Origin of the sequence: Mesorhizobium temperatum (genome assembly GCF_002284575.1) — a bacterium.
GTDB classification, from domain to species: Bacteria; Pseudomonadota; Alphaproteobacteria; order Rhizobiales; family Rhizobiaceae; genus Mesorhizobium; species Mesorhizobium temperatum.
In genome coordinates this window covers 309,864-319,586 of sequence record NZ_NPKJ01000066.1, presented here as the reverse complement: position 1 = coordinate 319,586, position 9,723 = coordinate 309,864, and the positions used below count along the sequence as shown (strand labels likewise).

The 9,723-nt window shown below is 58.2% G+C and carries 7 protein-coding genes; 5 read left to right on the top strand and 2 right to left on the bottom strand.

Annotation, left to right across the window (positions count from 1 at the left end):
* Positions 1-102: 102 nt before the first annotated feature.
* The 5 genes from CIT26_RS26190 to CIT26_RS26165 all read left to right on the top strand — a co-directional run bounded on the left by CIT26_RS26190 (position 103) and on the right by CIT26_RS26165 (position 8,351).
* Positions 103-390, top strand: a complete 288-nt coding sequence (locus CIT26_RS26190; RefSeq protein WP_095495242.1) for a hypothetical protein — start codon at positions 103-105, stop codon at positions 388-390.
* Between the two features lie 584 nt (positions 391-974).
* Positions 975-1,286 carry a BrnA antitoxin family protein gene (locus CIT26_RS26180; protein ID WP_095495240.1) on the top strand — a complete coding sequence of 104 codons (312 nt, stop codon included), beginning with the start codon at positions 975-977 and terminating at the stop codon, positions 1,284-1,286.
* 90 nt (positions 1,287-1,376) lie between these two features.
* A complete protein-coding gene (locus tag CIT26_RS26175; RefSeq protein WP_095495239.1) occupies positions 1,377-2,636 on the top strand; it encodes a metallophosphoesterase family protein in 1,260 nt (419 codons plus the stop codon).
* Positions 2,633-6,103 carry an ATP-binding protein gene (locus tag CIT26_RS26170; protein ID WP_095495238.1) on the top strand — a complete coding sequence of 1,157 codons (3,471 nt, stop codon included), beginning with the start codon at positions 2,633-2,635 and terminating at the stop codon, positions 6,101-6,103. Before CIT26_RS26175 ends, CIT26_RS26170 begins: the two co-directional genes overlap by 4 nt.
* Before the next feature lie 244 nt (positions 6,104-6,347).
* Positions 6,348-8,351 (top strand): ATP-binding protein, encoded by a 2,004-nt coding sequence (locus CIT26_RS26165; protein WP_095495237.1) that lies wholly within the window; start codon positions 6,348-6,350, stop codon positions 8,349-8,351.
* 32 nt (positions 8,352-8,383) lie between these two features.
* Here the strand turns inward: CIT26_RS26165 and CIT26_RS26160 are convergent, their stop codons facing one another.
* Together CIT26_RS26160 and CIT26_RS26155 are read right to left on the bottom strand one after the other, a co-directional pair.
* Positions 8,384-8,896 carry a hypothetical protein gene (locus CIT26_RS26160; protein ID WP_143747918.1) on the bottom strand — a complete coding sequence of 171 codons (513 nt, stop codon included), beginning with the start codon at positions 8,894-8,896 and terminating at the stop codon, positions 8,384-8,386.
* Positions 8,897-8,966: 70 nt separating this feature from the next.
* On the bottom strand, positions 8,967-9,392 hold the full coding sequence (locus tag CIT26_RS26155) for a hypothetical protein (protein WP_095495235.1): 426 nt from the start codon (positions 9,390-9,392) through the stop codon (positions 8,967-8,969).
* Between the last annotated feature and the right edge of the window lie 331 nt (positions 9,393-9,723).

Below are 9,723 nucleotides of genomic sequence, written 5' to 3'. Positions count from 1 at the left end.
GGTTGGGCTACGGCGTGCCGCATAAGTTCTCACTCCGTTCGACCTTAGCGCAAGATTCTGAACAGTTCTTGTTCCGACCCCTATACGATTGCTGAGAAGGCTATGGTTTGCATTCCCAACTCCGATTGGGACAAACAGACGTTTGACGCTTTGCTGGTCCAGGTTATGGAAGTCATAGGAGCCCAGAAACAGGCCATCGACGCCCTTGTGGTGATGCCGATCACACGGGTTATTAGGGCGGGGATCCTAGAGTTCGAGCAAAGCCCGCCTAAAGCGCAATCTACGGCCACGGTGAAGCGTTGGCGTGGGCATCTTGGCGCGCTGCTTGGAGATCAGCTGCCAGCGGCGACGTTCCATGAAGAGACGGTGCGCGACATGTTAGGTGTCTAAACCGAATTCCACAGTTGACCCATAGCGTCACGTGGTTGTGCGAACCCTCGCACTGCCACTGTCAACTGACGCTGCCTTTCGGTCAAAATCACACTGGAGGATTATAGGAGTGCCTGTCCTTTTCTGCAAATTGCATGGATGAGGAACTACGCCGGACGGAGCGTCAAAGATCCACCGCTTGGCGGTGGTGGGTTTCCGCTATCGCACGGATATTGCGGCGAAGAGTGCAACTTCGTGCCTTGCGACGACGGTCCTGGGGCCACGATCGCTGATTATATAAGGGTGCAGTGCGGAACTCAACGACGACCTGTGCCCGGGGTCGCCTCGTCGTAGCGTCTGGCGGCGCCCAATCGCCCACCGCAATTTCATTGAAAGGTTGCTAAGTTGACCCACATCGACATCGCGTCGGATGTCCCCTCCATTCGTCCAGGCGCGTTCCCCCTGGGGCTTAAGCCTTTATACTTGGCCGGGCTCAACAGTCCGGCCTTTTTCTTTTTGTCCCATCGTTCGGTGGCCTGCGCATGGGTTATGGTGCGCATTCACAGTCCCGCTCGACAAGCATTATGACCAGTCAGGATCATCAAATGGCAAATCCTCCACGCCGACCCACAAATCCGATGGCAGCCGCCGAAGCCGCCTTCAAGCCAATCAAGAAGCCGGCGGCGCCGGTTCGCGAACCGTCGGTTGCTCCAAATGTCAGAGAACTTGTTTCGATCAGGATCGATAGAGCCGTGCTGGAGTATTTCCAGCAAGATGGGCCGGGCTGGCAGGATCGTATCAACGATACTTTGCGGCGTACAATCTTCAAGGAACCGAACAATGCCGAGGACGAACGATCAGACGACTGCACAGCGTTTATACGCCACGCAGAAAGAGGCGAAAAGAAGCGTAAGTGATTGCGCACTTTCTGGGCAACCAACACTCCCTAGTTATTTCTTGTCGAGCCGCGGTGAAACCTCCGTATGCTCCGTGGCTGGAGACTCCGAATGGCATTTCGATTCCTACATACGGCCGATATTCATCTCGACTCGCCGTTGCGTTCGCTGGCGCTGCGAAACCCTGATCTTGCGGAACTCGTCGGAGACGCCAGTCGCCAGGCGTTTGTCGCAATAGTGGATCTCTGCCTTGCCGAGCGCGTCGATGCGCTCGTCATTGCCGGCGATCTTTATGATGGCGATCAAACTTCGATGAAAACGGCGCGGTTCCTGGCATCGCAGATGACGCGTCTTCACCAGGCCGGCATCAAAGTTTTCAAGATCCGCGGAAATCACGACGCCATGTCGCGGATATCGAAACAGCTCGTCTTTCCCGACACAGTAACGATCTTCAGCGGCCGCCCCCAGTCCGTGCTCCAGACAGCCGGCGGGCTTGACGTCATGTTCCATGGCTTGAGCTTCGCAAACCCAAAGGCGCCAGAGAGCTTGCTGCCCAAATACACGGCTCCCCGCGAAGGGGCGGTCAATGTTGGCATCATGCACACCAGTCTGGCCGGATCGCCCGGGCATGACGTCTACGCCCCTTGCAGCGTCGCTGACTTGCACGGCCATGGTTTCGACTACTGGGCGCTCGGGCACATCCACGTCCGCAAGGTTCATCCTGGAGCGAGCACGGTGGTGATGCCGGGAATGCCGCAAGGCAGGGACATCAACGAGGCCGGAGAAAAGTCAGTCACTTTGGTAACGATACATGACGACCGTTCCGTCGAGGTCGAGGAAAGGCTGACGAGTGTCGCGCAATTCGAGCGGGTGAGCGTCGACCTAACCGGGATGACAGAATGGTCTGAAGTCGTCGGACGAATCCGATCCGCGCTCGAAGATATCCGGGCTTCCGTCAGATCCCGTCATGTTGTGGTCCGTCTCGGGCTTACCGGGGCGTCGCCTCTGTCATGGACATTGATCCGCGATAGGGACCTGCTCCTGGCCGAAGCCGAGCAGGCAGCGGAACACGTGGGTGACACATGGGTAGAAAAGCTCGAGCTGGGCCTCGCTCCGCCCAGGACGGAAACACCCGAAGGCGTTGCGGATCCGATTTTCGAACTCGCTGAGGCGATGCGCGCAGATGCCAGCTCGGAAGCCTTCCGTGCCGAAGCCAGGGAATTGGTCCTGAAGACGATTGCGGATCTTCCGCCCGACGGCCGCGACTTCGCCGGAAAAGACGAGGCCGCGCTGGAATTATTCCTCGACAGGGTTCTTGCCAGTGGCGCTGACCTGGTCACGGCCCGCCTCAAGGCAGGTGGATCGCAATGAGGCTCCGGCGCCTTGATCTCATTCGTTATGGAAAGTTCACCGACAGGACGATCGAGTTCGGACCAAAACCGGATTTCGGGCCCGACCTGCATATCGTGTTCGGGCTGAACGAGGCCGGCAAGTCGACCGCGCTTTCCGGCTATCTGGACTTGCTGTTCGGGATAGAAGAACGCAGCCGCTACAATTTCCTTCATGAGTATAGCGCGATGCGCATCGGCGGCGTGCTCGAATTCGGGGGAGAGGAGCATGCGTTCTCACGCACGAAACAGCGGAACAACTCGTTGTTGAACGCAATGGGCCAACCGGTGAGCGAAGTGGCGATTACGGCACATCTCGCAGGTCTGTCCCGGGACGCTTACGGCACCATGTTCTCGTTGGACGACGAGACGCTGGAAGCAGGCGGAAAATCGATACTGGAGTCACGCGGTGACCTGGGCAAGCTTCTGTTCACGGCCAGCGCCGGTCTTGGGCATGCGAGCGACACATTGAGTGCGCTCGACGCCGAAGCGGACGGGCTCTATCGGAAGCAGGCACACGGGACCGAACTTGCGCTGCTCAAGAAGCGACTTGCGGAACTGAAGTCCCGAAAGGATGCGATCGACACATTGGCTTCGACGTTCGAGACCCTCGAGGCCGAACGTCTTGACGCGACGGAAAAATACGATCGCAGCATCACCGAACGGTCGGTGCTGTCGGCCCGGCTGGATACCATTGCGAAGTATCTCCGCGCAGTCCCGATCCTCGCGGATATCCGACGTAAGGCAGCCCGGCTGGCTGAGTTGCCTGACATCGCTTCACCGCCGCGGACTTGGACAGGCAGTGTCGCCGAATTGATCGATGATGACGCCAGCCTGAGAACGCGGCTGTCAGCGAACGTTGATGAAGTCGAACGAGTGACGATGAAAATCGCATCGGTTGAGGTGGATGAGGTGATCCTTGCGGTCTCCGAGCAGGTTCGCGGCCTGGCGGATCGCAAGGTGCGCTATGTCTCCGCAGGCCTGGATCTGCCAAATCGAAGGACGGACCTGCAAATACTCGATAATGCCGTGGCGACTTGCCTTGCCGCCCTTGGAAGGTCCTCCGAGCCAGACCCTGCTGCGCTGCTTTTGCCTGCTGCCACCGCTGGCGCTGTTCGCAATATGGTCGAGCAGCGATCCGGAATCGCGACTAGCGTGCGCGTCGCCCGTGACGAAGCCGCGGCGGCCCGCGATGTGCTTCAGGCGGCACGCGAGCGGGTCGGCGAAGAAAGGGCCGTGCCCGAACCTGCCAGGGCAAGGCTAGCCTCGGCTCTATCGAAAGCGCGGGAGAGCGGGCACCTAAGAGACATCAAGATGGCACGGGACGCGGAGGACGCGAGCACAAGTCGATGGGAGACGGCAATTAATCGCCTGCATCCCTGGTCAGGGGATGCTGGGGCGCTAGCCAGGGTGTCAGTCCCGAGTGCTGGGCAGGTTGGCGCATGGAAAGCGCTCGTAGCAGAGCTTGGAAAGAGCAGGTCCGTCCTTTCCGAACGTCTTGCCGAATACCAGAGTAATCATGAATTGCTCTCCGCGCGGCTGGATGCCCTTCGTACCTCAGTCGATGTAACTGACGATGAAGAGGCCGCCACCATTCGCCGCGCCCGGGACGAGGCTTGGGCGAAGCATCGAGGTGAGCTCAGTGGCGAAACAGCCGACGATTTCGCGGTCGTCCTGGCGCGTGACGACAGTGTTGGAGCAGTTCGGCTGGCCAACACGCGGGAGCTCGCCGAGATCCGAACAACGACCCGCAGCCTTGCCGAAGCTGCGGCCGTCATCTCGCGTGCGAGCGCCCAACTTTCCCAGATCGACTTGGACGTGGAAGCAGCACTGTCGGAGATCCGCGTAGCGGTGAGAGATCTGCTCGGAGACCGCCTGGAATCTTCGCCTGAGCGACTGGTCGAACTGATCGAGGATCGTACTTCTGCCCGGACCGATGCGCTTGCGGCCTGGGAGGAGATCGAGGTCGCACGCAAGAAGGCTGGGCGGGCGGCTGACGAGGGAGACCAGATCCGCCTGGAGTTGAGCGGGGCGCTGGAGAGCGTCGGAATACAGTCTGACTCCGAAGAGAGTTTGGAGACGATCATGGCCGTTACAGAGCTGTTCCTCGACAGGCAGCTCAAAGTGGACGCTGAACGTGCCGAGGCGGTCAGAACAGTTAGCGCGAAGGAGGAGGATCTGGCAGCCAGACGACGCGCTGTGGATGTGGCAGAAAGGCGTGAGGAAGAATGGCTCGCCGGCATTGCCGAAGCGCTTAAGGGCACTTGGCTCGAGAGCGGGCTTTCGGCGTCCGGAGTCGGGAACGTACTCGATCAATTGGCTGAACTGTCCAAAACCCTTCAGGATCGGGATGCCATGCAGCTCCGCATCGGGAAGATGGAGGCAGACAGAGATAAATTCTTTGTCGAGGCTACCGCAGCTGCAGCCGAAGCGGGTGAACCGGCGAACGACGACGAACCGGAACAGTTGGCGATCCGGCTTGCTGAGCGCCTGGAGCGCGCCGATCGCACTCGCGAGGCGAAGGCAAACCTCGTCAATGACCTGCAGCGCCTTCAAGATGCTCGTGGCACCCTCGATGTCGAGATCGCGGCGCATGAACGCCGCAAGAACGAGGTCTTGGGCGTCTTTGGCGTAACCACTCTATCCGAAGTCGTGGAACGCGACGGGCTGCTGCGGGACAGGGATCGTCTGCGCGCTAGTGTAGCCGACCTTGAGGAGCAGTTGTCGGCCGAGCTCGCGGTCGAGGGGGCCGGGCAGGCGCGTTCAATATTGAATGCTCTCGATTTCGATAGCCTTGCAATCGAAAAGGCTGAAGGCGAGCAGCGGCTTCGGGATCTTGATGAAGCGATAAAGCAACAGCTTATCCGGCAGACGCGAGCGGCGGACAAACTGGACGCCATTGGCGGCGATAGTGCTGTTGCCCGAATAGATGCCGAACGTCGCACCGTCCTTCTGGAAATCGAAGAAAAGGCCGTCCGTTATATCGAGCTGAAACTGGGAGTTATGTCGGCTGGAAACGCTCTGCGCGTATACCGCGAGCGTCATCGCTCCGGGATGATGGCGCGGGCATCTGACGCTTTCGCGCTCATCACGCGCGGTCAGTACTCGGGTCTGGCAACCCAACCGGTGAAAGGCGGCGAAGTCCTCATCGCATTGCAGCGCGATGGGCAGTCCAAGGTCGCCGACGCGTTGTCAAAGGGCGCGCGTTTTCAGCTCTACCTGGCCCTGAGGCTTGCCGGCTATTACGAGTTTGCCCAGTTCCGACCCTCAGTGCCATTCATTGCCGACGACATTATGGAAACCTTCGACCATTTCCGGTCCGAAGAGGTTTTCAGGTTGTTTGGTGAGATGGCAAGTGCGGGTCAGGTGATCTACCTCACGCATCACCAGCACCTATGCGAGATCGCCAAGGCTGTTGTGCCGGGCGTAACGATCCACGAGCTCGGATAGTTGCCTGCTGTCGCGTGGCATGAGTTGATGCCCCTGCTATCAAAGACGACTTCCGTAGGCCGAACCTTGGGTGGCCGCTTCGCGCCCAATCTCGGTCGTTGCTGCTGAAGCGGGCAACCGTCAAAAGCTGACATCACCAACGGTTTGTCTCAATCCAGGCAATCAGTTTGACCGATGCAGAGGAATCGCGCAGCTTGGGAAGCGATGAAAAGCGTTCGCATCCTTCGGCGCTGGGTGACCTCGAATGAGCAACGTCAACGTCAAACGGCTTGTCGATAACATCCGTTCGGGTACCAACATTTATACGCCGTTGGTCGAATTGGTCGTCAACGCGATCCAGGCGATTGACGAGAAAGCCGCAGGGAAAGGCCTCGTCCAGATTGAGGTCCTGCGAAGCGGCCAAGCAGACATTATCGACCGTCTCGAAGATGTTGACGGGTTTGTGGTCAAGGACAACGGCGTCGGATTCACCAAGGCGAACCGGGATTCATTCGACACGCTCTACACCGAGCAGAAGATCGCCGACGGCGGCAAGGGTTTCGGACGCTTCACCTGCCTCAAGTATTTCAACCGGGTGAAGGTGTCGAGCACGTTTCAGAACGGCAGCGGTTTTCAGGACCGTTCGTTCAGGATGGGCCTAGACAAGGATATCATCGTTGACGAGAAAGTCGCCGAGTCGACCGCAAAGGAAACCGGAACCGTCATCGAGATTTCCGGCATTAAGTCGGTGAAGTTTCCGGACAAGCGGCTCGAAACCATCAGCCGCGTGGTGGTGGAGCGGCTTCTTCCCTACTTCGTTGACAAAGATTGCGCCTGCCCTTCCGTCGTCATCCGCGAGGCGAAGGACGCCTCCGGCACGCTGTCGCTCAACGACTATCTGGGCAAGGACAGCAGCCAGATTGTCGAAATGAAGGTTGAGAACGGGACGTTCTCGCTCAAGGCGAATGACGAAGAAAAGACGTTCCATGTTCGCGTCTTCAAGTTCTATTCACCGAGGGTGGCCAAGAGCAAAGTCAGCCTTGTCGCGCATCGCCGCGAGGTGACTGACAACCCGCTGCAATCCCAGATTCCCGAGTTCGGCGAAGAATTCTACGAGCCGGGTCCGGACGGGGACGTGTCCAAAGGCCGAAACTTCGTCATCAAAGCCTATGTGTTCGGAGACTACCTCAACGACAACGTGTCGCTGGAACGGGGCGAGTTTCGGTTCCAGACCGATGCGGATCTGCTCAATGGGATTTCGCAGAACGATATCGAGCAGAAGGCCGCTGAGATAGCCCGGTCCGCCGTCGGGTCGGAGATTGCAGAGCGAAAGCGCCGCAAGGAGGCGCGCATCGCGGACTATGTTTCGTCTGATGCGCCCTGGCACCGCACGCTCGCGAACAAAATAGATTTCACCGCATTGCCCATGCGCCCATCCAATCAGGATATCGAATTGCACCTTCAAAAGAAGAAATACGAGAAAGAGATTGCTACGCGGAGTCAGGTTGCTGCGGTGCTGAAATCCGACAATCCCAGCGAGCTAAGCGAGAAAATCACGCAGCTGATGGAAAGCATTTCGGAGACGAGCAAGAACGATCTCATCCACTATGTCTCGATGCGCAAATGCGTGCTCGACCTGTTTTCCAAGTCGTTGGAGATAGACGGCGATGGCAAACACAAATCGGAAGGAGATGTCCATGACATCATCATGCGGCGTAAGAAGGACTCGGAAGACCTCGACTACGATGCGCACAATCTCTGGATTCTCGACGAGCGCTTGAATTTTTCATCGTATGTGTCGTCGGACAAGCCGCTGAACAAAGCGAACAGTGACCGTACGGACATAACTGTGTTCAACAGGCGCGTCGCGTTTCGCGGCGAAAACGAGGCCAGCAATGCCATCACCATCTTCGAGTTCAAAAAGCCGCAGAGGGACAATTTTGCGGATCCGTCCTCGAAGGAAGACCCGGTCCAACAGATTGTTCGCTACGTGAATCAGATCAGAGAGGGGAAGTTCAAGACGCCAAGCGGGCGCGACATTCTCGTGAACGACACCACGCCGTTTTACGGATATGTGGTGTGCGACCTCACCGCCAAGGTTAGGAAATGGCTTCACACTGAAAAGGAATTCACACCCATGCCGGACGGCATGGGATGGTTCCGCTGGTTCGGAAATAACAACCTCTACATGGAGGTCATCAGCTGGACGAAGCTTCTTCGGGATGCGGAAATGCGAAACAAGATATTCTTCAGCAAGCTTGGACTATAGTTATACCACCAGCAGATGACGTTGAGGAACGATTAGACACTGAAGAAGCTGCAGGGCATGTCGGGCCCTAGGAAGGACAACGGATCTTTCGGCCCCAGCACATACTCGGGCCACTCCGAAGCGATGCTGTCCGCATCGGGCGCGACCGGGTTGCGCGAGCGGCTGACATGTGTGCGTGCTCGTTCGAGCAGCTCTTCGACTATCGCGATAATGGCAGCTGAGCCCAGAACGGCGGGGATCGTCAAGCGCAGAGAGTCCTCGAAATTGTCGAGGCAGATATGGACGACTTTCGGATGGAGCCTGCGCGTGGTTTCGAGAAGCCTGCCATAGTCAAACTTTCGCCCGTCATGCGCCATCAGCGCGAAGTTGTAGAGATGGCCGGGCTTGCATTCGGGCTGATTGGTCCGCGCGGCCCAAGGCCGTGTCAACACTTCCACAGTCATGCCGACCACCGGCGACTTATCGACATGGCCGATACGTGCCCATTTGCCAGGCTCGATCTCACCCCACGGCAAGGGGTCAAGCGCGATGAAGTGCATGGTCACCGGATCGTCCGCTTGCGGCAGAACCGGAACGGCATCGTTGTAGCTGGTGCAGAAAGTCCAGAAGCCCTTGTCAACGTCGCGCAGGAACTGGAGGAGCCTCGGATAGTCGTCTGCATGCCCGACCCGGAAATGGGCGATGCGGTGACGGATCTGAGCGATCTCCGTCAGCTTGGCATTCCAAAGCGGCAGCGGCGGCAGATAGGGCTCGAAACACTGCCAGCAGTCTAGTCAGCTGGGAGAGCGGCGCGTAGCTCAGCGCATTCATCTCTGGCGTTGGCATGTGCTTGAGATATTTGTCGCTGTTGAAGGCCTTGTCGTTGGGCTTGATCGACTTGCTCCAATCGTCGCCGAGCAGAGCACGCAACTCGACATAGACCATCCGCCGGAGCCAGGTCTCGAATTGCCAAAGCCGCGCGTAGATGCGCAGCGCGCGTTCGGGCACTTCGCTGGCTTCGTCGAACGGCGTCGATGCGGGTTTATCGGGGCTGTCGTCCATGTGTAATGGATAGCATTGCTGGCCGGTTACGCCGAGAGGCCAGGCGCCTCAATGTCGGCCGAAGAGATCGACCTCGTAACTTCCTGAAAGCAGACCTTGCCGCCGATCCCGCTGTACGTGCAAAAGCGGACGTTACCAGTTTCCAAATTCAAACTCTCGCCAAAGCCCCTAATCCTCATCGCAAGTTGGGCATCTATAAGTCTTCGCGCTGAACTGGTGTAGAATTCGTGCGTGCGAATCGACCTTCCAAAGCAATCCGTTGATGCGCTCGCGGAGATCATCTCTGGCGGCTCGGCAAGTGGCTATGAGTCATCGATTGGCCTGTATCGTC

Bases quoted from the DNA above. Each gene is read 5' to 3' on its own strand.
- CIT26_RS26190 (WP_095495242.1), top strand. From the start codon at position 103: ATGGTTTGCATTCCCAACTCCGATTGGGACAAACAGACGTTTGACGCT.
- CIT26_RS26180 (WP_095495240.1), top strand. From the start codon at position 975: ATGGCAAATCCTCCACGCCGACCCACAAATCCGATGGCAGCCGCCGAA.
- CIT26_RS26175 (WP_095495239.1), top strand. From the start codon at position 1,377: ATGGCATTTCGATTCCTACATACGGCCGATATTCATCTCGACTCGCCG.
- CIT26_RS26170 (WP_095495238.1), top strand. From the start codon at position 2,633: ATGAGGCTCCGGCGCCTTGATCTCATTCGTTATGGAAAGTTCACCGAC.
- CIT26_RS26165 (WP_095495237.1), top strand. From the start codon at position 6,348: ATGAGCAACGTCAACGTCAAACGGCTTGTCGATAACATCCGTTCGGGT.
- CIT26_RS26155 (WP_095495235.1), bottom strand. From the start codon at position 9,392: ATGGACGACAGCCCCGATAAACCCGCATCGACGCCGTTCGACGAAGCC.